Annotated in this window: 16 protein-coding genes; 11 read left to right on the top strand and 5 right to left on the bottom strand. The window is 60.0% G+C overall.

The annotated features are described in order from the left end of the window. Positions 1-88: 88 nt before the first annotated feature. On the bottom strand, positions 89-3787 hold the full coding sequence (locus tag GNP00_RS19460) for a peptidoglycan-binding protein (RefSeq protein WP_166016233.1): 3699 nt from the start codon (positions 3785-3787) through the stop codon (positions 89-91). 368 nt (positions 3788-4155) lie between these two features. Between GNP00_RS19460 and GNP00_RS19455 the strand changes: the two genes are divergently transcribed. The 7 genes from GNP00_RS19455 to GNP00_RS19425 all read left to right on the top strand — a co-directional run bounded on the left by GNP00_RS19455 (position 4156) and on the right by GNP00_RS19425 (position 12129). After that, the gene (locus GNP00_RS19455) at positions 4156-4626 is read left to right on the top strand and encodes a MerR family transcriptional regulator (protein WP_011579372.1); all 471 of its coding nucleotides are present in this window, start codon (positions 4156-4158) and stop codon (positions 4624-4626) included. A gap of 196 nt (positions 4627-4822) precedes the next feature. Continuing rightward, the gene (locus GNP00_RS19450) at positions 4823-6619 is read left to right on the top strand and encodes an acyl-CoA dehydrogenase C-terminal domain-containing protein (protein ID WP_011579371.1); all 1797 of its coding nucleotides are present in this window, start codon (positions 4823-4825) and stop codon (positions 6617-6619) included. A gap of 35 nt (positions 6620-6654) precedes the next feature. Continuing rightward, the gene (locus tag GNP00_RS19445; protein ID WP_011579370.1) at positions 6655-7863 is read left to right on the top strand and encodes an acetyl-CoA C-acetyltransferase; all 1209 of its coding nucleotides are present in this window, start codon (positions 6655-6657) and stop codon (positions 7861-7863) included. Positions 7864-7881: 18 nt separating this feature from the next. After that, positions 7882-10104 (top strand): 3-hydroxyacyl-CoA dehydrogenase NAD-binding domain-containing protein, encoded by a 2223-nt coding sequence (locus GNP00_RS19440; protein ID WP_011579369.1) that lies wholly within the window; start codon positions 7882-7884, stop codon positions 10102-10104. Positions 10105-10163: 59 nt separating this feature from the next. Beyond that, on the top strand, positions 10164-10709 hold the full coding sequence (locus GNP00_RS19435) for a thioesterase family protein (RefSeq protein ID WP_011579368.1): 546 nt from the start codon (positions 10164-10166) through the stop codon (positions 10707-10709). A 60-nt stretch (positions 10710-10769) separates the two neighbouring features. Continuing rightward, on the top strand, positions 10770-11387 hold the full coding sequence (locus GNP00_RS19430) for a 2-hydroxychromene-2-carboxylate isomerase (protein WP_041544320.1): 618 nt from the start codon (positions 10770-10772) through the stop codon (positions 11385-11387). 97 nt (positions 11388-11484) lie between these two features. Then, the gene (locus GNP00_RS19425) at positions 11485-12129 is read left to right on the top strand and encodes a S24 family peptidase (protein ID WP_011579366.1); all 645 of its coding nucleotides are present in this window, start codon (positions 11485-11487) and stop codon (positions 12127-12129) included. 36 nt (positions 12130-12165) lie between these two features. Here the strand turns inward: GNP00_RS19425 and GNP00_RS19420 are convergent, their stop codons facing one another. Then, positions 12166-13827, bottom strand: coding sequence for a lysine--tRNA ligase (locus GNP00_RS19420; protein WP_011579365.1), 1662 nt, complete (start codon positions 13825-13827; stop codon positions 12166-12168). Between the two features lie 183 nt (positions 13828-14010). On the opposite strand from GNP00_RS19420, the gene GNP00_RS19415 reads away from it, so the two are divergent. Further along, complete coding sequence (locus GNP00_RS19415) at positions 14011-14448, top strand: tellurite resistance TerB family protein (protein WP_011579364.1); 438 nt, start codon at positions 14011-14013, stop codon at positions 14446-14448. Here GNP00_RS19415 and GNP00_RS19410 read toward each other — a convergent pair. Next, on the bottom strand, positions 14442-15281 hold the full coding sequence (locus tag GNP00_RS19410) for a transporter substrate-binding domain-containing protein (protein ID WP_011579363.1): 840 nt from the start codon (positions 15279-15281) through the stop codon (positions 14442-14444). The genes GNP00_RS19415 and GNP00_RS19410 overlap by 7 nt on opposite strands. A 381-nt stretch (positions 15282-15662) precedes the next feature. On the opposite strand from GNP00_RS19410, the gene GNP00_RS19405 reads away from it, so the two are divergent. Next, complete coding sequence (locus GNP00_RS19405; RefSeq protein ID WP_041544318.1) at positions 15663-17675, top strand: glycosyltransferase; 2013 nt, start codon at positions 15663-15665, stop codon at positions 17673-17675. On the opposite strand, the gene ppk2 is transcribed toward GNP00_RS19405, so the two are convergent. Then, positions 17597-18496: a polyphosphate kinase 2 gene (gene ppk2 / locus GNP00_RS19400; RefSeq protein WP_011579361.1), complete on the bottom strand. Its 900-nt coding sequence runs from the start codon at positions 18494-18496 to the stop codon at positions 17597-17599. The two genes, GNP00_RS19405 and ppk2, sit on opposite strands and share 79 nt — an antisense overlap. Before the next feature lie 79 nt (positions 18497-18575). On the opposite strand from ppk2, the gene GNP00_RS19395 reads away from it, so the two are divergent. Together GNP00_RS19395 and phoU are read left to right on the top strand one after the other, a co-directional pair. Continuing rightward, positions 18576-19850 carry an ATP-binding protein gene (locus GNP00_RS19395; RefSeq protein ID WP_011579360.1) on the top strand — a complete coding sequence of 425 codons (1275 nt, stop codon included), beginning with the start codon at positions 18576-18578 and terminating at the stop codon, positions 19848-19850. A 120-nt stretch (positions 19851-19970) separates the two neighbouring features. Continuing rightward, positions 19971-20699, top strand: coding sequence for a phosphate signaling complex protein PhoU (phoU, locus tag GNP00_RS19390; RefSeq protein WP_011579359.1), 729 nt, complete (start codon positions 19971-19973; stop codon positions 20697-20699). Between the two features lie 158 nt (positions 20700-20857). Here phoU and GNP00_RS19385 read toward each other — a convergent pair whose 3' ends face one another. Continuing rightward, positions 20858-21394 (bottom strand): GcrA family cell cycle regulator, encoded by a 537-nt coding sequence (locus GNP00_RS19385; RefSeq protein WP_166016231.1) that lies wholly within the window; start codon positions 21392-21394, stop codon positions 20858-20860. Positions 21395-21589: the final 195 nt, after the last annotated feature.

The raw sequence follows: 21589 nt of genomic DNA, 5'->3' as shown, positions 1-21589 counted from the left end.
CCTTGAAAAGTCGCAGAAATTTAGGCGGCGGAAATTACTTTCCCCCGGCATGGTTACCATGAAATTTCAGAGGCTGGACCCAGCGCGCTCAGGATCCCGAGTTGTTCCGCTCCAGCAATGCCCGCACGAGCGGCTCATCTATTTCGCCCGTCTCCTCCAGGCCATTCTGCTTCTGAAAAGAACGAATCGCTGACCGCGTCTTCTCACCCATTACTCCATCGGCTGGGCCGGGATCATACCCGATCCTGGTGAGGATGAGCTGAACATTCGAGATCGCCTTCTTCATGTCGACGGTTGCGGTGATCTCCTGAGAGGGTGTCCATTCGGAGGGAATGGAAACCACATTGGCCATCGGGTTGCCTTCCCGCGCAGTCCAAAGCTTCGCCCTTCCTTGCGCCTCGGTCAGATCTTCGGGTGAAAGGGTTTTAGCGACCTCATCACGCTTGGCCGCAGCATCCGTATCGCCCGTCCGGGCTACGATATCGAACCACTTGTGGGCCTCGATCAGATCGAGCGGGACACCGGCCCCCTTTGCCGCAAGGATGCCCAGGTTAAATTGGCTATCGGTAACGCCCAAGTCGGCAGCCTCCTGAAACCATTGCGCAGCCGAGCTATTGTCGGCGGCTCCATCGACCCCGATGGCAAAGAGGACGCCGAGATTATGCATGGCGTTGGCGTTCCCCTGGTCCGCGGCAAGACGATACCACATCTTGGCCTTGGAGAGATCCCGCTCCACGCCCATGCCCTTTTCGTATAGGTTGCCTATGCGGTATTGCGCGGGCGCCAGGCCACGTTCGGCGGCGTGTTCATACCACTTGGCCGCCTCGCCCATATTGACCGCTACGCCACGGCCTTCAGCGTACCGGCTGGCGATTTCGTAAAGCGCCTCCGGCTTCCCACTGGCAGCGGCATCACGCAGAGCCGCTGGCTCGATTTCCGCAGGGATTTCCGGTAGCTGTGCGTTCCAGACCGGATCAGGAGCTGTCTGCAACGGCTCGGAGGTAGTCAGGGACGTTGGAAGCTGCACTCCCTCCGGTGAAGACAACGAAGGAATATGCTCATGCGGCAACGCAGGCTGCTCGGAGATCAATCGGGCGACACTGTCCGGCTCGTCCGCCTCTTGATGCGCATTCAGCCGCGACGTCTCTTGCCGGGCATCGTTTGACTCCGACGTTGAGGCTGAAGAGAACTGCGAGGTTATCTCAGGGATTTTTTCTGCGGCCCTGTCGCTCTTCGCAACTTCCGCAGGCTGAGCCGCCGCTGGCGCGGAAGGTGCCGGTGCCGTTTGCACCTTTATAGGATCGACATCGAGACTAGTCGATTCAACCACTTTCGGCAGGCTGTCCTCCGTCTGGAAGATCGCCAGGTTCTGGGTCGCACGGATGACGCCTCCGCCGAAATAAACCCCTCCTGCGAGGAGAACCCCGGCTCCCATCGTCAGCAGAACTTGCTTTTTATGCCGGCCAAGAATTTTAGCGGAAGCGCCGCGTTTGCGACGTCCCTTACCCTTGCCGTCGAGTTCCGCTTCCGCGGCAGCCGCCTGGGCGGCGCGCCTCGCGGCTGCAATGAAATCCGCTTTTGTAACTTCATCGACCGAGCGCCCGCGCGCGTCATGCTGCTCACGCACGCGGCGCATGATCGCGTTAATGTCGGGTTTCCCTGAACCCGGTTCCAGGGGTTCATTCAGGCGCTCCAGATCGATGTCCAGATCGTCATCGGCGAGAATCGGATCTTCCCGCGGCGTATCCAGCTCGCCGCGCTTGTCCGAAAAAGCGCGTGAAAGGCCGGCCAGAAGCCTGCGAGGCTCCTGCGCTTCCTCCTCGACTTCGTCATCGCTGAGCTCAGATGCAGCGGCAGGTTCGCCTGGTGCTCGCTTGACCGCCGCTGCCGTAGGTGACGGAGCGACACGCTCATGGAGAAGCCGTATCGCAGCGTCGGGCGAGGAGGTCTCGTCGGCGGCCCCATGTTTCTCGGCGCCGGCTTCCAGGGAGCTCAAACGATTGACGATCTTGAGAAGTGTATCATGTATGGCGTCAAAGGTTTTGATGTTGCGCTCGTCGGATTTCCTGGTGAGCGTCTGCAGCTTTTCCAGCTCTGCCCTTAGCCGGTCATCCTGCGGGCGTGCCGCGGTCAAACGTTCGGCGACCTCCTCGGCGGCCCGACGAGCGGCATCCAACACAGCCGCCCGGTTTTGCTCGATAGAGCGCTCGATCTTTTCCAGGCGCGGTCGCAAATCCTCGAGAGCCGGCGGTTCTCGACCCGGGCGCTCCAGATGCGCAGCAAGGCTCGCCACCTGCTTTTGCAGATTTCTGATCACCTCCGGATCGACCGAGGCAGCCGCGGCCGAGGTCTGGAGCCGGCCGGAAATATCGTCAAGACGGGCTTCCAGTGAATGAAGTCTGCCATCGCCGCCCGGATTGTGCCGGGCGTTGCTTAGATGAGCGGCGAGTTCGGCAAAGCGATCATCCAAAGCGGCGATCAAGCCATTTTCGGTGTCGATAGTGTTGGCGCCCTGTTCGAGCCGCTCCGCCATCTCCTCGAGCCGGCGCTCCAGATCCTGGAACAGAACGTGCCCCTGCTGGATGGTTTCCTGGGCACGGCGAGCGATGAGCTCCGACAGATGGGAGAAACGATCCTCCAGGCCGCGGAACAGCCGATCTGCCTGGCGCTGCGGGGGGGAGGAATCGAGCTTTTCGCTGATTTGGGCGATTAGGCTGGTCACCCTATCCATTGCCTGCTCGGGCACGTTGATACGGCGCGCGATTTCATCGACGCGCTCATAGAGGGCGCCCAGCCGTTCGGCGATCACCCCGTCCGACCTGTTCTGCACCAGCTCTTCAAGCTGCGAAGCCAGCGATGCGATTCGCGCTTCGACACGCTGTAGCTGGGCTGCATCAAAGGCCGGTGAATGGGCCAGTGCGGCCGATGCGGTGATTGCGCGCGAGATCTCGTCCAGGCGCTCTTCCACCAGCGCATAAAGATCCGGTCCGTTCTTGTCGCGCTGCTCGACGAACCTGTCGAGGGCGACGGCCAGCATCCGCACTCCATCCTCCAATGAACGGAGGGAAAGCGATTCCGGCAGGGAATTGATGGCGGCGCTGATCTCATCCAGCCGTGCTCCCAGTCTCTCCAGGAGAGGATCGGAACCGCGCAGTCGATTCTCCAATGAGCGCACCGTATCTTCGCGGGCCATATCGGAAAGAGCGGATTTTACCTGTTCGAGCTCGAGCCGCATGAGCTTCGTGCCCTTGTCGTCGCTGCGCTCGACGAGCCGTTCGATGGCGTTGGACAAACGCTCGAACTCGTTATGCATTTCGTGCGGCAATGAGGAACGTTGGGTTGCGGCGATCCGATCAAAATCCTGCCGCAGGCCGCTCAATTCGTGCCGGAGGTCCGAATTCCCGGAACCCAGCATTTCCTCTCTCAGCGCCTGCAGTTCCGTTGCGATACCGCCGATGGATGCAAGCTGATCCTCCTGGTGGCGCGAATTTTCGATCTCTCGTGCGATCCACTCCAAATTGGCGCGAGGAGAGGTATCATTCTGCCTTGATGGCTGCTCCTCCGACCGACGAGGCTTGCCGAAGCGTTTCGAGAGGAGCTCCAGGCGCTGAGCGATGTTGCTTTCGTTCTGGCCGTTGTGTTTCCCGGCGTCCAAAGCACGTCCTAACCGCCCCTCCAACTGGCTCAATGTCTGGCTGATATTTTGGTTAATATCATTGGGCGCAGGCCCCGGCCGGCGCTGACGCCCGGCATTGACATTCTCCAGGTACGACCGCTTGCTTGTCATCGAGTTGTCCGCTTCTGCGCGGCTGACGGTCGCCGCATTTAGAACGCCACGCAGGGTACTTGGACTGCACCGCGCGCGGGCAGACATCCTGGAGACTATTCCCCCGCGATCGGAAGACCGTGAATCGACGCGACACACACTGGCAGTCCGATACGGAGACTTTCACCAATCATGGTAAACAAGAAGTTAATTTTTGCTTCCGTACACCGGAAAGTGAGCGCGAAGTGCGCCAGCAAAGCCTTGAAATAATACGCCGATAAATGAAGACTCCCGGCGGGCGGTATCTACCGCCCGTATTTTAGTATCGGCCGGGGAATTTTCCCACCGCGGTTTGCGGTAGAGGCCATTAGCCCGAAAGGGAAAAGGTGATGGACGCAGATATTGCAAGGGTAACCAGTGGCACGCCTGTGCGCAGAACGGCCCCCAAGCAGCTTTCCTACATCCGCATTGGCGAATTGGCACGAGAGTTCGATGTGACGCTCCGTACGCTCCGCTTCTATGAAGACAAGGGGCTCTTACGCCCCAAAAGAAAGGGCCTGACGCGGCTCTACAGCGAAAAAGACCGCGAGCGCCTCAGAATTATCCTGCGGGGCCGGAAGATCGGCTTTCCGCTGCGCGACATGAAACAAATCCTGGATCTATACGGCTCGACAACCGTAAGCGCGCCCCAGGTCAGGACATTTCTTCAAAAAGCAAAAAAGCAGATGGATTGGCTGGAACAGCAGCACAAGGAAATCGAGGAAGCGGCAAAAGAACTGTCAGATATGGTCCGCGATCTGCGCAATCGACTCGGCCACGATAAGCCGGCATTTGCACGCCAGGTTACAGCTTCGAATTGAGCCGGAACGGGATTGCGGGACTCACTCGCAATCCCCTCGAAATTCTCAAGCCCATTTTGCGTCGATGTCCGCTTGCCCTGGCGAGGATCGCGCCACGGAACTTCTGTCCGTGGATTGAATTTGACGTTTACGCGCACGTCAATATTTGCTATCTATCATTGCCGCGTCGTTCACCGGTACGTCCAGGAGCAGCAGCATGACCATCTACAGGGCGCCCGTGCGGGAGACCGCTTTTGTTATCCGCGATTTGCTGAATTATCAGCGCTACGGAAATATTGCCGGGTTCAGCGACATTTCGCCGGACATACTCGAAGCGATCCTGGACGAAGGCGCCAAGCTTGCAGAAAACGTGATGCAGCCGCTCAATCGTGTGGGCGACATGGAGGGCTGCACGCGCCGCGAGGACGGCTCGGTTGTCACCCCGAAGGGCTTCAAGGCAGCGTACCGTCAATATTGCGAAGGCGGCTGGATGGGCCTCTCCGCGCCTGCGGAATATGGCGGCCAGGGGCTGCCCTATCTGGTGCATACGGCGGTAGGAGAATATCTCTCCTCCGCCAATATGGCGCTGATGATGTATCCGGGGCTCACGCAGGGGGCTATCGCCGCCATTCTCGCGCACGGCACGGACGAGCAGAAGAAAACCTATCTGCCCAGGATGGTGAAGGGTGTCTGGACCGGCACCATGAACCTGACTGAGCCGCATTGCGGCACGGATCTCGGCCTGCTTCGCACCAAAGCCGTGCCGAACGGCGGCGGCAGCTACAGGATTTCCGGCCAGAAGATCTTCATCTCCGCCGGCGAGCACGACATGGCCGAGAACATCATTCATCTGGTGCTGGCCCGCATCGAGGGCGCGCCGGAAGGCACCAAGGGCATCTCTCTTTTCATCGTACCGAAGCTCAAGCTCGACGACGCCGGCAATCCCGCCGGCCCGAACGGCGTCTCCTGCGGCTCCATCGAGGAGAAGATGGGCATCCACGGCAACGCCACCTGCGTCATGAATTACGACGAGGCAGAAGGCTTCCTCCTGGGCGCGGAAAATGGCGGGCTGAAGGCCATGTTCACGATGATGAACGAGGCGCGGCTGGGCGTGGCGCTCCAGGGCCTCGCCGTCGCCGAAGCCGCCTACCAGAATGCTGCCAATTATGCGCGCGAGCGGCTTCAAGGCCGCTCCCTTTCTGGTGCCAAGGCGCCGGATAAAAAGGCCGATCCCATTATCGTCCACCCGGATGTCCGACGAAACCTGATGACGATTCGAGCCTTCAATGAAGCAGGGCGGGCGCTCCTCCTCTGGACGGCTCTGCAATCCGACATCGCCCATAGCAGCGAGGATGAGCAGGCGCGGCAACTGGCCGAAGACTATCTCGCATTGATGACGCCGGTGTTGAAGGGCGTGCTAACCGACAAAGGATTCGAGCACGCGGTGATGGCGCAACAGGTCTTCGGCGGCCACGGCTACATCGAAGAGCAGGGCATGAGCCAGTTCGTGCGTGATGCGCGGATCGCCATGATCTACGAGGGCGCCAATGGCATCCAGGCGCTCGATCTCGTCGGCCGTAAACTCCCACAGGACGGCGGCCGCGCGGTGCAGGCATTCTTCAAGATCGTGGGCGATTTCTGCGAGGAGCACCGCTCCGACGAGAAAATGGCGCCCTACACAAAGGCGCTCAAGAAGGGGCTCAACGACCTGCAGGCGGCAACGCTATGGCTCATGCAGAACGCGGTGCAAAGGCCGGAAAATGCCGGAGCCGCCGCCTATGATTACATGCATCTCTTCGGCCTCGTGGCGCTCGGCTTCATGTGGAGCCGCATGGTCAGGACAGCCCAGAATCAATTGACGGCAGGGGCCGGCGGCAACGCGGAGTTCCTGGAGCAGAAGCTGCTTCTTGGCCGCTTTTTCATGGAGCGGTCGATGCCGGAAACGGCGGCGCATCTGGCGCGGATTTCCTCCGGCTCCGAGACGATGATGGCTATGACCGAAGCGGCGTTCTAGAGTAGCGCGAGCAGGTAAGGATCGAGGAGACGGGAATGCCTGATGCCTATGTCTACGATGCGGTGCGAAGCCCGCGCGGCCGCGGCAAAAAGGACGGCGCGCTGCACGAGGTGCCGGCGGTTCGCCTGGCGGCGAAGATGCTGGAAGCGGTTCGCGACCGTAACGGGCTCGACACAAAGCTGGTGGACGACATCATCTTCGGCTGCGTCGATCCTGTGGGCGAGGCAGGTGCGGTGATACCCCGCTCGGCGGCCTTCGAGGCGGGTTACGACAACCGCGCGCCGGGTATGCAGATTTCCCGCTTCTGCGCTTCCGGACTTGACGCGATCAATTTAGGGGCGGCCAAAATTGCGGGCGGCTCGGACGAGATCGTGATCGCAGGCGGCGTAGAGTCGATGTCGCGCGTCGGCATGGGCATGTCGGGCGGCGCGTGGTTCATGGACCCGTCCGTCGGCCTGCCCGCATGGTTCATGCCGCAAGGCGTCTCCGCCGATCTTATCGCCACTAAATACGGCTTTTCCCGCGACGACGTGGATGCCTATGCCGTGCAAAGCCAGAAGCGGGCGAAAAGGGCCTGGGACAAGGGCCATTTCAAGAATTCGGTGGTCTCCATCAAGGATCAGAACGGTCTCACCATTCTCGATCAGGACGAGCACATGCGCCCAGACACGGATATGCAGTCGCTGGCCTCGCTCAACCCGTCCTTCGTGGTGCCCGGCGAAATGGGCGGCTTCGATGCGGTAGCAGTGCAGCGATATCCCGAACTCGAGGGCATCAACCACGTCCACCATGCCGGCAACTCATCGGGGATCGTGGACGGAGCGGCAGCAGTGCTGCTTGGCTCGAAAAAGGCCGGCAAGTCGATGGGCCTGAAGCCGCGCGCGCGGATCCGTGCCTTCACCAATATCGGCTCCGAGCCGGCCATCATGCTCACCGGCCCGGTGGACGTGACCAAGAAGCTTCTGAAAAAGGCAAAGATGAAGCTTTCCGACATCGATCTCTTCGAGCTCAACGAGGCCTTCGCCTCGGTGGTGCTGCGCTACATCCAGGCCTTCGACATCGATGGCGACAAGATCAACGTAAATGGCGGCGCTATCGCGATGGGCCATCCGCTCGGCGCCACCGGTGCCATGATCTTCGGCACGGTACTCGACGAATTGGAGAGGCGTGACATGAACACCGCGCTCGTCACGCTCTGCATCGGCGCCGGAATGGGCACGGCCACCATCATCGAGCGGGTCTAGGCGGGAGAGGGCAATATCATGGCTGGCTACAAGAACTTCACCGTCGAGGTCGATAGCGAGGGTATCGCACTCGTCACCTGGAACATGCCGGACCGCTCGATGAACGTCTTCACCGAGGAGGTGATGGGCGAGTTGGACAAGATCATCGACCAGGTCGCAGGCGATGCCGGCATCAAGGGCGCGGTCTTCACCTCTGGGAAGGAGACCTTCTCCGGCGGCGCGGATCTGTCCATGCTGCAGAACATGCTGGGCCGGTATCACAAAGAGAAGGCGAAAAGCCCCGAAAAGGCGACCAGAGAGCTCTTCGACAGGGCCGGAAGCATGAGCAAGCTCTGGCGCAAGCTCGAAGTTTCGGGAAAGCCCTGGGTTTCGGCCATCAACGGCACCTGCATGGGAGGAGCGTTCGAGCTTTCGCTTGCCTGCCATGGCCGTGTGGCGGTGGATGATGACAGCGTGAAGCTCGCCCTGCCCGAGGTGAAGGTCGGCATCTTCCCAGGCGCGGGCGGCACCCAGCGCGTGCCGCGGCTTACCAACACGCAAGAAGCTCTGCAGATGCTCACTTCCGGCCAGAACCTCTCGCCGCAGAAGGCGAAGGCCATGGGACTGGTGCATGAGATCGTGCCTCGCAAGAAGCTGGTCGATGCGGCGAAAAGGATGATCAAGGACGGACTAAAACCCGTCCAGCCCTGGGACGAGAAAGGCTTCAAACTGCCTGGTGGACCGGTCTATTCGGCCGCCGGCGCCAATCTCTGGCCGCCGGCCATCGCCATTCTGCGCCGCGAGACCTACGGCAACTATCCTGGCGCAACAGCCATCTTGAAGTGCGTCTATGAGGGCCTGCTGGTCCCCTTCGACACGGCTCTCCGTATTGAGCAGCGTTATTTCACGGAAATTATGCAGTCGAAGGAGGCGGCGGCCATGATCCGCTCGCTCTTCATCTCGATGCAGGAGCTGAACAAGGGCGCGCGCCGGCCAAAGGATGTGCCGGCCAAGAAGATCAGGAAGGTGGGCGTACTCGGCGCAGGCTTCATGGGCGCAGGCATCGCCTACGTGACAGCCAAGGCTGGAATCCCTGTGGTTTTGATCGACCGTGATCAGGAATCGGCCGATAAGGGCAAAGCCCATTCGGCCGGGCTGATGGATGGTCTCATCAAGAAGGGCCGCGCCACGGCGGAAGAGAAAGAGAAGCTTCTTTCGCTCATCACCGCGACGCCGGACTATTCCGCGCTCGAAGGCGCCGATCTCGTGATCGAGGCGGTGTTCGAGGATTCGGCCGTGAAGAAGGAAGCGACGGAAAAAGCAGAGGCTGCGCTGAAGTCCTCGGCCATCTTCGCCTCCAACACCTCCACAATACCAATCACGAGCCTCGCCAAAAATTCGAAGCGGCCGAAAAACTTCATCGGCCTCCACTTCTTCTCTCCGGTCGACAGGATGATGCTGGTGGAGATTATCCTGGGCAAGAAGACGGGGGACAAGGCGCTGGCGCTCGCGATGGATTACGTTCGCGCCATCAGGAAGACGCCGATCGTCGTCAACGACACGCGCGGCTTCTACGTGAACCGCTGCGTCCTGCGCTACATGCAGGAAGCCTATTCCATGCTGATCGAGGGCGTGCCCGCGCCCATGATCGAGAACGCCGCGAAAATGGCCGGCATGCCGGTCGGGCCGCTAGCGCTCACGGACGAAACGGCCATCGATTTAGCTCAGAAGATCATGAAGCAGACGATCCGCGATCTTGGCGAGAAGGCAGTCGATCCGCGCCATATGGAGCTGATCGACATGATGGTCGACAAGCACGGCCGCCACGGCCGTAAGAACGGCAAGGGCTTTTACGAATATCCCGCCAAACCGGCCAAGAAATTCCTTTGGCCGGGGCTGAAGGATTTTTACCGTCAGCAGGACCCCGACGAGATCGATGTCGAGGAGCTGAAGGCGCGCTTCCTCTATGTGATTGCGCTCGAGGCCGCGCGCGTGATGGAGGAGGGCATCGTCACCGATCCTCGCGAAGCGGATGTGGGCTCGATCCTGGCCTTCGGGTTCGCGCCTTTTACAGGCGGCGTCCTCTCCTTGATCGACGGCATTGGCGCGGCGGAATTCGTAAAGCGCGCCGAGCGGCTGCAGAAGAAATACGGCAAGCAGTTCAAGCCGCCCAGGCTTTTGCTGGAAATGGCTGAGAAAGGCGAGACCTTCTATGACCGCTTTGCGCCGGAAGGCGTTGGCGGATTCAAGGAGGCCGCCTGATCGGGCGCCGGCCCTTCAGCCGCGAAGGGCCGGCGCTTTTGCAACGCGGAGCAAGTTTCATGTATGTCTGGTTCAGGCTCCTGCGGCTAGCAGCGACGAGTCGCCGCCGCGGCCCTTACAGAATAGGCGGAGAAAGCAGGATTTCGCTTCGCTGCCTGCCTTCCGACATCGATATGAATTTCCACCTGAACAATGCCCGCTACATGATGCTGGCGGATCTCGGGCGCATGGACATCTTTTTCCGCAGCGGCCTGCTGGCGACCGCACGCAAGCATGGCTGGAGCCCGATGCTAGGCGGATTGCAGGTGAGCTATGTGCAGGAAATCCGCCTGTGGCAGCGGTTCGAGCTCGTAACGACAATCGAGACCTGGGAGGGCACGCATATCATCGGCCGCCACCGCTTCATGCTGGCCGATGGCCGCACGGCTGCGATCATCCTGACCACAGGCGGTGTCTACGACTTCCGAAACCGTCGCTTCCTCGACGTAGGACAAGTGATGACGGCCATGGGACACGATCATCCCCCACCCCCGCCGAGCCAAGAAGAAAAGGCATTCATGGCTTCTCACCAAGGGCTGCGCGCGCTGGCGAAAATTCTCACTTGAGGGACTTCCCCGTCCCGCCGTCTCCCTCTACCCTTTTGTTTTTAACGTATGGAAGGGTCCATGCCTGCCACCGTCGACTACTATATGACGTCCGTTTCCCCTTTTACCTATCTCGGGCACCAGACCTTCCGCGCAATCGCCCACAAGCATGGCGTTGCTGTGCGCGTGAAGCCGGTGAATCTCGGGCCGATCTTCGAGAACTCGGGCGCGCTTCCCCTTGCGCAGAGGCCGGCCATTCGGCAGCGCTATCGCAGGATTGAGCTGCAGCGGGTGGCGGAGTATCGCGGGCTGCCGATCCACACCAAGCCAAAGTTCTGGCCGGTCGATCCCAGCCTGGCAGATCACACAATCATCGCGCTGGTAGAAGCCGGCGAGAACCCACTGAGCTATATGGAACGCGTGTTCGCGGCGGTGTGGGCCAACGAAGAGGATATTGCGGAAGCAGCTACGCTGGCCACCTATCTGAAAGCGGAGGGTTTCGACGCGGATGCAATTCTGGAGGCGGCGGCGAGCCCACAAACATTCGATATTCGCGCGCGAAACACGCAAGATGCGATTGCTGCCGATGCTGTGGGCGTGCCCACCTGGATCCTGAACGGAGAGCCGTTTTGGGGTCAGGATCGGCTCGAACATCTTGACCAGGCGCTTGCCGCCGGGCGAAAAGCCTTTTCAGCATAGCCAAGCGTTTGTGGACAAGCACATACGTAAGAGTTAAAAAAGCTGTTCTACGGGTAATTTCCGCTCGTGGAGCAGCAGTCTGCGGAGGAAGAGGGGCGTGCTTTCTCACGAGAAGGTCTGGGCGGCTATTGACGCGCTTGCTGCGCGGCACTCCCTATCCGCCTCAGGTCTGGCCAGGAAGGCAGGTCTGGACTCCACCGCCTTTAATCGCTCCAAGCGCCATTCTCCGGATGGCAGGCCACGCTGGCCATCAACGGAATCACTTGCCAAAATCATGGATGCGACCGGTGTCACGCTCGGCGAATTCACGGCGCTGATCGAGGAAATGGCGGAGTCGGGACGGCGCAAGCCGGGCCGTATCAGCGTGCCGCTGATCGGTTTTGCGCAGGCAGGTGCCGGCGGCTACTTCACCGATGCAGGCTTTCCCGTCGGACAAGGCTGGGAGCAGGTGGAGCTTCCTGGCCAGGTCAGCGAGGCCGCGTATGCTCTGGAGGTGCAGGGCGATTCCATGCTGCCGCTCTACCGCAATGGAGACGTGCTGGTGGTGGAGCCGTCAGCCCCGGTTCGGCGTGGCGATCGTGTCGTGGTCAGGACGTTGGATGGAGAGGTCATGGCAAAGATCCTGCTGCGACAGACCTCCCGCCAGATGGAGCTCCTGTCTCTTAATCCAGACCATCCGAACCGAGTGCTCGGGCATGAAGAAGTGGACTGGATTGCCCGAATTGTCTGGGCTAGCCAATAGCCCTCCCCGTCTCCTCGCGGAGACGGAGAAGAATGATTATCCTGCCAGCTCTCCGGCCAACGCCTTTTCGATCAGCGCCCGCGTCTCCGTGACGCCGTAAAGGGCGGCGAAGGAGCCGAACCGCGGCCCACGCTCCTGTCCCAGGAGAACCTGATAGAGCATCTGGAAGAAGGCCACGGAAACGCCCGGCCCACCGCTCGGGCTTTGCTTGGTGTGGTCCTGGTACCGTTCGATACCACGCGCCACGTCGAGGACTAGGTTTTGGATCTCCTCTCCGTCGGCGCCTTCAGGCAGGGCAGCGAACTTGTCCCTTAGAGCTTCGAGCGCCTGTCGTTCAACGGCATCCGGTTCACGGAACTTCTTCGCGGGCTTCACGAAATCATCGAAGTAGCGGATGGCGTATTCCGTCAGCCGATCCAGTTCGGGATGCGTCTGCGGTGTGACGCCAGGCGCGTAGCGCGAGATGAAGCCCCAAAGCACGCCCTTCTCGTGCGCATTGGAAGCGCTCACAAGATTGAGCAGCAGCGCGAAAGGCACAGGCAGGTCGATCGGCGGCGGGTTTCCGTCGTGAATATGCCAGACCGGATTGCCCAGCCGGTTCTGCCAGTCCTGGCGGGAATAGGCCGAGAGGAACGAATAGTAGTCGTCCACCGCCTTCGGAATGACATCGAAATAAAGCTTTTTCGCTGTCTTCGGCTTCTGGAACATATAAAGCGACAAGCTCTCCGTCGGCGCGTAGGCGAGCCACTCATCGATGGTCAGCCCGTTGCCCTTGGACTTCGAGATCTTCTGGCCCTTCTCGTCCAGGAAAAGCTCATAGTTGAAGCCTTCCGGCGGCGTACCGTCGAGTACGGTGCAAATCTGCGCCGCGAGTTTCACGCTGTCGATCAGGTCCTTGCCGGACATTTCATAGTCGACACCGAGCGCCGCCCAGCGCATCGCCCAATCGGGCTTCCACTGCAGCTTGGAATGGCCGCCGGTCACCAGCGTCTCGAAGCGCTCACCGCTTTCAGGATCGCGCCAAACGATCGTGCCTGCGTCGAGCTTTCGCTCCTCAATGGGCACCTGCATCACAACCCCGGTTTTCGGGTGAATAGGCAGGAAGGGGGAATAGGTCTGTGCCCGCTCTTCGCGCAGCGAAGGCAGCATGACCGCCATTACCTCATCGAAGCGCTCCAAGACTTTCAAAAGCGTCGCGTCGAAACGACCCGAGGCATAGTATTCCGTCGAAGAAGCGAACTCATATTCGAAGCCGAACTGGTCGAGGAAGGCTCTCAGCCGCGCGTTGTTGGCAGCGCCGAAAGAAGGATACTGGTTGGAAAACGGGTCCGGCACGCGTGTCAGCGGCTTGCCGAGATGGGCGCGCAGCATCTCCTGGTTCGGTACATTGTCAGGCACCTTCCTCAAACCGTCCATATCGTCCGAGAAGCATAGGATCTTTGTCCTAACCTTATCCTCGGTGATCACACGGAAGGCGTGGCGCACCATGGACGTGCGGGCCACCTCGCCGAACGTGCCAATGTGCGGCAGGCCCGACGGACCGTAACCGGTCTCGAAAAGCACCGTCTCGGGAAAACCCCTTCCCTCGTAACGTTTGACGATCTTGCGCGCCTCCTCGAAGGGCCAGGCTTTGCTTTCCGCGGCGGCCTGCAGCACTTCCGGGGTAAGTTCGAGCGCGTTTCCAAGCGTGATCGTCATCTGCTGTATCCGGTAAATGATGGATGTTCCGCCTCCGGCACCGCGATGGCGGCGTTTCGGGACCGGTTCACCGCTTGGCGTGTAAGCCCACCTGCGCCATGCGTCAATCGCGACGCGATTCTTCGTTGCAGCCTGCCGCCGGCACACCTACCTTCGTCCCTCACGAAAACGGAGACGAATGGCATGAACGAGAAGCCGTCCCCCCAGGAAGCACTGGTCTATCTGATGGTTATCGTGTCCGCGGCAGACCGGGACATGACCGACGCCGAGTTGGGCAGTATCGGAAGGCTTGTTCGAACAGTGCCCGTCTTCGACGGCTTCGACCAGGAAAGCATCATTCGGACCGCGCAGGAATGCCAAAAGCTGCTGCAGCAGGAGGATGGGCCCGAACGTGTGCTTGATCTCGTTCGCGATACGGTGCCGGCAATTCTCTACGACACCGCCTATGCCTTGGCTGTCGACGTTGTGGCGGCCGATCTCTATGTCGAACCGGAGGAGATGCGCATGCTGCAGATCGTGCGCCGGCGGCTGAAGCTGGAGCCTCTGGTCGCAGCCGCGATAGAGCGGGCGGCGCGCGCCCGGCATCGCACGATGGAAGCGGCTCTCCGCGTCGATCAGTAAAAGCCGACCGGAAAGTAACGCAAGTAGAGATCTGAAAAAGTACCGTCAGCCTCTATCTGCTGAAGGGCGTAGTCGAATGCTTGCGCCAGCTGGGGCCGGTCGCCTTCCACCGCAATGGCCAAGCCTTGGCCAAGATATTCCGGCGCCATATATGCCCCGCCGACGAAGGAGCAACAGCCCTTCGCTCCATCGCTGAGGAGCCAAAAGGAAAGGCGCATGCCGTCTCCGAAGATGGCATCGACCTTACCTTCCGCCAGCGCGCGGGTGAGTTCTGCCTCCTCTGAAAAGCCGACGATTTCAGCCTCGGCGAAGAGGTCGCGCAGCATGGTTTCATGGGCTGTCCCTTCGGCAACGCCGACCCGCTTGCCGGAGACCGCTTCATATATGGGCTCTCCCATTTGAGTATCCTTCCGCGCGACGAAACGCGCCGGGAACATCAGAAAGGAATGTGAAAAGAGCAGCTTCCGTCGACGCTCCTCGGTGATAGCCAGTCCCGCAATCACGGCCTCGCCCTCGCCACGCTCAAGGGCGGGCTCCAGCTCCTCGAAGGGAAGCGCCTGAATCTGGCAGCGGTCGAGCATGCCCAGCTCGCTGCAGATGGCCCTTGCAAGGTCGATGTGCAGCCCGTTGAGCCGACCGTCGGCATCAAGAAAGTTGAACGGAAAAAAATCGGTCGTGGTGAGGAAGCGCAGCCGCTGAAGGCCTGCGGTGTCCGGTTTTACCAGACGCTGCTTCCCGTCCCAGAAACTCGGCAAGTCCGATTGGGCCAAAACTGGCTGCCCGACAGAAGCGGCCAGCATGAAGGCCAAAATGGCGCTTAAACAATTGCGCAAGAGCAACCTCCATCGTCTGGCGTCATAAGTTTATACCGCTGGCCCAATCCTGCGGCAGAAGCAGAATACCGCAAAGCCACAGGTGAGGATCGCCGGCAAGCGATAGCGATTATACTTTTAGGTAAGCTGCCCCATTGACTGTGGAAAACAAGTTTAACAATATGTGAAGTGAGGTGACCAGCAGGGGCTGTGGGGGTCCGGTCACCGAGAGGGGTCATATGAAAAACTCGCCTTGGGTCGACGGCGGATGCGTGCGCATCCGGTCCGGAGCTAATCGCTTGCATCTTCCTTCCCGTGTCGAACGCAGCATGGCCTGACAAGGTCTGCCGATGATCTGGCGGAGCGTCGAAAGCATCTGAAATCAGTGGAGCTAAGTGCCTCATGTATATGGGTGGCGCGAGTGGTGTTTTGCGTGCTGAAAAGATGTCGGGGCGGGGCGACTTTCCATGCCGTAACGAACCATTGGATGTGTCTCCATCTGGCCTTGCCAACTGGCAGCCAATTCTGGAACGGCTGGGTGTTGCCTATCGTGAGATGCAGGATATCGAACGGAGGGCGAAGCTTGCGGGAGTGCCTTATCAGATCGAGCTTCAGTGTTCGGGGGCAGTCGGAGAACGCGCGCTCTTTCGCGCATTGGCGGCACATCTAGACCTTCCTTTCGATGACGAAATTGCCCCTGAGACCATCTTCCTGCCGGAAGAAAAAGGCCTGGAAGCGCTGCGCCTGCCCTATGGGATAGGTCCTGTCATCGCCCTGGAAGATGCTGATCGAACAATTTACCTTGTCGCGCCGGAGCGCTTGGATATCGCTGCCATGCAGCGCTTCCTCCGCAAGCATCGTGAGATCGCGGACCGAATAAGGATTGTGGCTCCATCGGTGCTGCGCCGCGCCTTGAGAAATCGTTCCAGCGAACGCTTGTCGCGCATGGCGATTAACGGCCTGTTCGAAGCAAAGCCCGAGTTTTCAGCGCGTCACGTCCTTAATGGATGGCAGGGCGTCGCGGTTGGCAGCATCGGCGCACTTATCATCGTTGCTTTCGCACTGGCCCCATTCTCCGCACTCGTCATTTTACATCTTCTGCTTTCAGTTCTCTTTCTTGCCTGCGTGCTGCTGCGCGTCGCGGTCAGCCAGGAGGCGCGCGAGCCTTCTCCACCCGCCGTCCTGACGACTATGCGGCCTGCCGAGATGCCGGTCTATACAGTGCTGGTGGCGCTCTACCGGGAGGCCGACGTAGTACCGGAACTGCTGGTGTCTCTGGGACGGATCGTTTGGCCGCGCAGCAAGCTGGAGATCAAGCTTGTCTGTGAAAGCGACGACACGGAGACCCTCGCCGCCATCCGAGCACAAGAGCTGCATTCCTATATCGAAGTGATCGAGGTGCCCCCTCACGGCCCGCGCACCAAGCCTAAGGCGCTTTCCTATGCCTTGCCCCTGGTCACGGGAGAATTCGTCGTATTGTTCGACGCTGAAGACAGGCCACATCCCATGCAGCTTGTCGAAGCCTGGGAGCGCTTCCGCAGCAATGAATCAGGCGACCTCGCATGTCTGCAGGCACCCTTGATGATCACGAACAGGGGCGAGAGCTGGATCGCCTCGATGTTCGCCTTCGAATATGCCGCACTTTTTCGAGGCATTCTGCCGTGGCTGGCCAAGCGCGATCTCGTTCTGCCTCTTGGAGGCACCTCGAACCATTTTCGCCGCGCTTTGCTTGAACGTGTCGGCGGCTGGGACCCATGCAATGTGACCGAGGATGCCGATCTCGGCCTCAGGCTTGCCCGGATGGGATACAAAACGGGCACGATCAGCTCGCCCACCTACGAGGATGCCCCAACGACCGCGTGCATCTGGCTGCCGCAGCGGACCCGCTGGTTCAAAGGCTGGATGCAGACCTGGCTGGTGCATATGCGTGACGTGCCGCGCCTTTATCGCGAACTCGGAAGAACATCCTTCCTGGTCACGCAAATCCTCACGATGGGGATGTGGGTCTCGGCCCTCGCATATGCGGCTTTTCCCATAAGTGCCGCTGTCCTGCTCGTCATAATGCTCGCCCAGGATAATCCCGTAAACCATTATACCGCGTTGCTTGCCTTGGATGCAGTCAACGTGATTTTCGGCCACGGTGCATTCCTGGCGCTCGGCTGGCGAACGCTCCCAAAGACGGAACAGCACGGCCTGTGGCGGCACATGATGTGGATTCCAGTATACTGGGCGTTGCTCTCAGCGGCCGCATGGCGGGCTCTCTGGCAGCTTTATCGCTGCCCCCATGTCTGGGAAAAGACGCCGCACCGGCCCAGCCTATGGAAGCTCAGGGACATTCAGCGCAGGAAGCTCGCTCCGAACCCGACAAGCCTTGGATCTTCTTCACCAATCGCGTCTTCGTCGCGGCCCGTATAGGGGAGTGAAAGCAGGATGCGGCGAATGACAGCGAGTCGCGCACGCCTCTTGTCGTTGGCAAGTACAATCATCCAGGGAGCGTGCTGCGTATGTGTTCGCTCGATCATGAGATCACGCATGCGCGTGTAATCGTCCCATTTCTCCATTCCGGCGATATCTATCGGGGAGAATTTCCACCATTTCAGTGGGCTGTGCCTTCGGTCGTGGAACCGCTTCAGCTGTGTTTCCCGGCCGATGTTGAGCCAGAATTTGAAGAGATAGATCCCGTCGTTCACGATGGAGCGCTCGAACGCGGGTGTCTCCTCAAGAAACTGTTCATGTTCCGCGGGCGTGCAGAAGCCCATTACCGGCTCCACAACGCCACGGTTGTACCATGACCGATCGAAGGTGACGAACTCACCTGCCGACGGAAAATGCGCGATGTAGCGCTGGTAATACCACTGACCGCGTTCGGTTTCGGTCGGCTTCGACAGCGCCACATTGGGAGCGCTACGCGGGTTCATGTTCTGCCTTAAATGGTGAATGGCGCCGCCTTTGCCGGCCGCGTCGCGCCCTTCAAAGAGAGCCACCACGCGGCCGCCGGTTGCCTGTAACCAGCTCTGCAGTTTTACGAGCTCGATCTGCAGCGTCTTCAACTGCTTCTCATATTTTTTGCGCTGCAGCTTTTCGTCATAGGGGTAACCGCCGGCTGTAAGGACCCGTTCTTCCACCCAACGCGGAAGAGTTGGATCATCGATGTCAAACTCGCGTTTCACGCCGTCGATGACGAGTTTCATCGGCTTTGAAGGTGGGAGTAAGGGTTTATCCAAAGGCTTATTCATAAACTTTATCCTTTGCGACAGTAGGTTTGATGCTAGCCGTCACGATCAAGGCGGTCTAGTAGCAGGTCGGGGGCAGGAGATGACGGACACCAAAACAAGGCCTTTGCGGAACCTGCTGCTGGCGGCGCGCGAGCGGCTTGCTCGCCACGGCACGGTGCTTGCCGTCTCCGCGGCTGCCTGCCTTGTGCTCGACCTTTCCTTAGGCGGCAGCGGACTGGGCGCGGCGATTGCGATTGCGATTATTGTACCGATAGCTCTTTTTCTTCCCCAAAAAACGCAGGGGATACAACCTGAAGAGCGTCGAGAGGGCGGCGGGCGCCGAATGGAGACGCTGCTTGCCCTTGACTTGGCAGCAGCCGTTCACGACCCCCTGATCTTCTGCGACGCGAATGGCGATGTCGTGCACGCCAATGAAGCAGCGTCACTCGCTTTCGGCTCGCTTGCGCCCGGAATGCCCCTGCAACTGAAATTCCGCGCGCCGGAAATGCAAAACTTCATCCTCCGCATAATGGAAGGGGGAGCGGGCCCCTTTGGCATAGACTATATCGAGCGCGTCCCTGTCGAGCGCGCCTATCGGGTATCGGCAACGCGGATCAGTGACGGCTCTGGACTTTTCGTGCTGCTGTTCAAGGACCAAAGCGAAGCTCGGCGCATCGACCGGATGAGGGCCGACTTTATCGCCAATGCGAGCCATGAGCTGCGCACACCGCTTGCCTCAATCGCCGGATTCATAGAGACGCTGCGCGGGCCGGCACGCGATGACGCCAAGGCACGTGACAGCTTTTTGCAGATCATGCAGGATCAAACCTCGCGCATGGCCCGATTGATCGACGATTTGCTTTCGCTGTCTCGCCTGGAGGTCAAGCCCTACGGGAAGCCCACCGAAAAGATAGACCTGCGCCCGGTTATCGGCGGGGTGCGGGATGCGCTTGCGACCCTCGCCAAAGATTCCGGCGTCACCATCGAGCTCGACATGCCTGACGAGCCCCTTGAGGTACTCGGCCACCAGGACGAGCTTGTGCAAGTGTTCGAGAACCTGCTCGAAAACGCCTGCAAATATGGCAGCCCCGGAGGGCGTGTTATCGTCTCGGCCGGCAAGCCTGTCGAAGGGCTGGAGAGGACGGTCACCGTTACCGATTTCGGGCCGGGAATTCCGGAAGAGCATATTCCCAGGATTACGGAGCGTTTCTACCGCGTCACTGTCGAAAAGGGGCGTGCCCCGAAGGGGACCGGCCTCGGCCTTGCGATTGTCAAGCACATCCTGACGCGCCACGACGCGCGGCTCTCGATCCGCTCCAAGATTGGGGAGGGATCGTCCTTCACGATCCATTTCCCCGCTCCCAATCACGCCTGATGGGGAGTGAACACAGCCTCTACCTGGCTGAAAATCTTCTCCTGGAGCCTATTTCTTTTTTCCGTCATGTAGCTAGCCTACGTCATGACAGGGGTGATTTGCGCCAGGAGGCTCCCAAAAATGCAGAGCCAGCATACTATCCGCAACTTTGATGAGGAGCTGCGCTTTCTCGCCAACCAGATCGGCGGGATGGGCGGCTATGCCGAACGGATGGTGGATGAGGCCGTCTCAGCGCTGGTATCAGGCGATACGGCACTGGCGCGGAAAGTCGTTTTAGACGACGCCTTTCTTGATGAGAAGGAACGCGAAATCGGGGAAAAGGCGGTCATCATTATCGCCAAACGTCAGCCCATGGCGGCCGACCTTCGCGAAATTCTGGGTGCAATCCGCATCTCCGGCGATCTAGAACGAATAGGCGATCTCGGCAAGAACATCGCGAAGCGGGTCGTCGCCATCACAGAAGCGCGCCAGCCGGTGCGCCTGTTGCGCGGGGTCTCCTCTTTGACCGAGCTCGCTTTGACCCAGCTCAAGGAAGTGCTCGACGCCTATGCCTCCCGCTCGGCGGAGAAGCTCGGCCTCGTGCGCGATCGCGACGAGGAGATCGACGCGATGTACACCTCACTGTTCCGCGAGCTCCTCACCTATATGATGGAAGACCCGCGCAATATCTCGGCGTGCACGCATCTGATTTTCTGCGCAAAGAATATCGAGCGCATCGGCGATCACGCGACCAATATCGCCGAGACCGTCTATCATATAGTGACGGGCGCCTCGATGCCGCCGGAGCGCCCCAAAGAAGACCAGAGCCACAAAGTGGTGGCGCCAGTGCCGACGGAATTGTCGAGATAGGCAGCCGGAACTTTCGCATCGCGCTTCCCGAAACCGAGCCGGTGTTCAGGCGATGCGCCAGAACTCGTCAGAGTTCCCGCGACGCGGTAAACCGCTTGAGAAAAGGAGGGCGGCTAAAGCCGCCCGAGAGGATCGGTCCGCTCGTTGTTGCCCCGTCCTTATCTGCTGCGGCGGCGTTCCCACGCCGGCTGATAGGCTAGTCGGGAATGATAGGTGCAATAGGGCCCCGAATCCGCGGTATCGCTTCCGCAGAAGCTGAAATCCTCCACCAGCGGGTCCCCGTTGGGCCATTTGCAAGTACGTTCCGTCAGCTCGGTTAGCTTCAGATTTCGTGAAATCGGAACAACCACGTTTTCGATCGGGCGCAGGTACTGATGGGCGACCGCATCTTCTTCGAACTGCAGCTTGAGCGCGGTCGCTCCGATGGAGGCCGTGACCGGCCTAGGATTGGCATTGCGCTGCTTGCGCGCGCCAGCCGCGGCGGCAGCGCCGCTGGCAGAAGCGGCTGTCGCCGCCTTCTTGCGCCGCGCCGGCACAGCCGTCGCCCTGCCCCGGGCGGAAAGCTTCAATCGATGCACCTTGCCGATAACAGCGTTGCGGCTGACGCCGCCCAACTGCGCCGCAATTTGGCTGGCACTCAGCCCCTCCGACCAAAGCTTCTTCAACTGTTCGACCCGTTCGTCAGTCCAATTCATCAGGACACGCTCCTGTGCAAGCGTGCGGAATCCCTGCCCCCTCCCCTCGGCAAAATGCCGAGTAGATACCATATCTATATGGTTCTGAAGGTCCGCCGCACGAAATCTAGTCGTTACTCAGTAAACCTACCTTACTGATTGACTCCATGACAAGAGTCCGACTCGGATCGCGAATCGCTTTTTGCGGTTTTCCCC

The sequence above is a fragment of the Chelativorans multitrophicus genome (genome assembly GCF_011317445.1).
GTDB lineage: Bacteria > Pseudomonadota > Alphaproteobacteria > Rhizobiales > Rhizobiaceae > Chelativorans > Chelativorans multitrophicus.
This window is presented reverse-complemented; position numbering and strand designations above follow the sequence as displayed.

Excerpts from the sequence above, each read along its gene's own strand:
- GNP00_RS19460 (WP_166016233.1), bottom strand. The coding sequence starts at position 3,787 with ATGACAAGCAAGCGGTCGTACCTGGAGAATGTCAATGCCGGGCGTCAG.
- GNP00_RS19455 (WP_011579372.1), top strand. The coding sequence starts at position 4,156 with ATGGACGCAGATATTGCAAGGGTAACCAGTGGCACGCCTGTGCGCAGA.
- GNP00_RS19450 (WP_011579371.1), top strand. The coding sequence starts at position 4,823 with ATGACCATCTACAGGGCGCCCGTGCGGGAGACCGCTTTTGTTATCCGC.
- GNP00_RS19445 (WP_011579370.1), top strand. The coding sequence starts at position 6,655 with ATGCCTGATGCCTATGTCTACGATGCGGTGCGAAGCCCGCGCGGCCGC.
- GNP00_RS19440 (WP_011579369.1), top strand. The coding sequence starts at position 7,882 with ATGGCTGGCTACAAGAACTTCACCGTCGAGGTCGATAGCGAGGGTATC.
- GNP00_RS19435 (WP_011579368.1), top strand. The coding sequence starts at position 10,164 with ATGTATGTCTGGTTCAGGCTCCTGCGGCTAGCAGCGACGAGTCGCCGC.
- GNP00_RS19430 (WP_041544320.1), top strand. The coding sequence starts at position 10,770 with ATGCCTGCCACCGTCGACTACTATATGACGTCCGTTTCCCCTTTTACC.
- GNP00_RS19420 (WP_011579365.1), bottom strand. The coding sequence starts at position 13,827 with ATGACGATCACGCTTGGAAACGCGCTCGAACTTACCCCGGAAGTGCTG.
- GNP00_RS19415 (WP_011579364.1), top strand. The coding sequence starts at position 14,011 with ATGAACGAGAAGCCGTCCCCCCAGGAAGCACTGGTCTATCTGATGGTT.
- GNP00_RS19405 (WP_041544318.1), top strand. The coding sequence starts at position 15,663 with ATGTATATGGGTGGCGCGAGTGGTGTTTTGCGTGCTGAAAAGATGTCG.
- ppk2 (WP_011579361.1), bottom strand. The coding sequence starts at position 18,496 with ATGAATAAGCCTTTGGATAAACCCTTACTCCCACCTTCAAAGCCGATG.
- GNP00_RS19395 (WP_011579360.1), top strand. The coding sequence starts at position 18,576 with ATGACGGACACCAAAACAAGGCCTTTGCGGAACCTGCTGCTGGCGGCG.
- phoU (WP_011579359.1), top strand. The coding sequence starts at position 19,971 with ATGCAGAGCCAGCATACTATCCGCAACTTTGATGAGGAGCTGCGCTTT.
- GNP00_RS19385 (WP_166016231.1), bottom strand. The coding sequence starts at position 21,394 with ATGAATTGGACTGACGAACGGGTCGAACAGTTGAAGAAGCTTTGGTCG.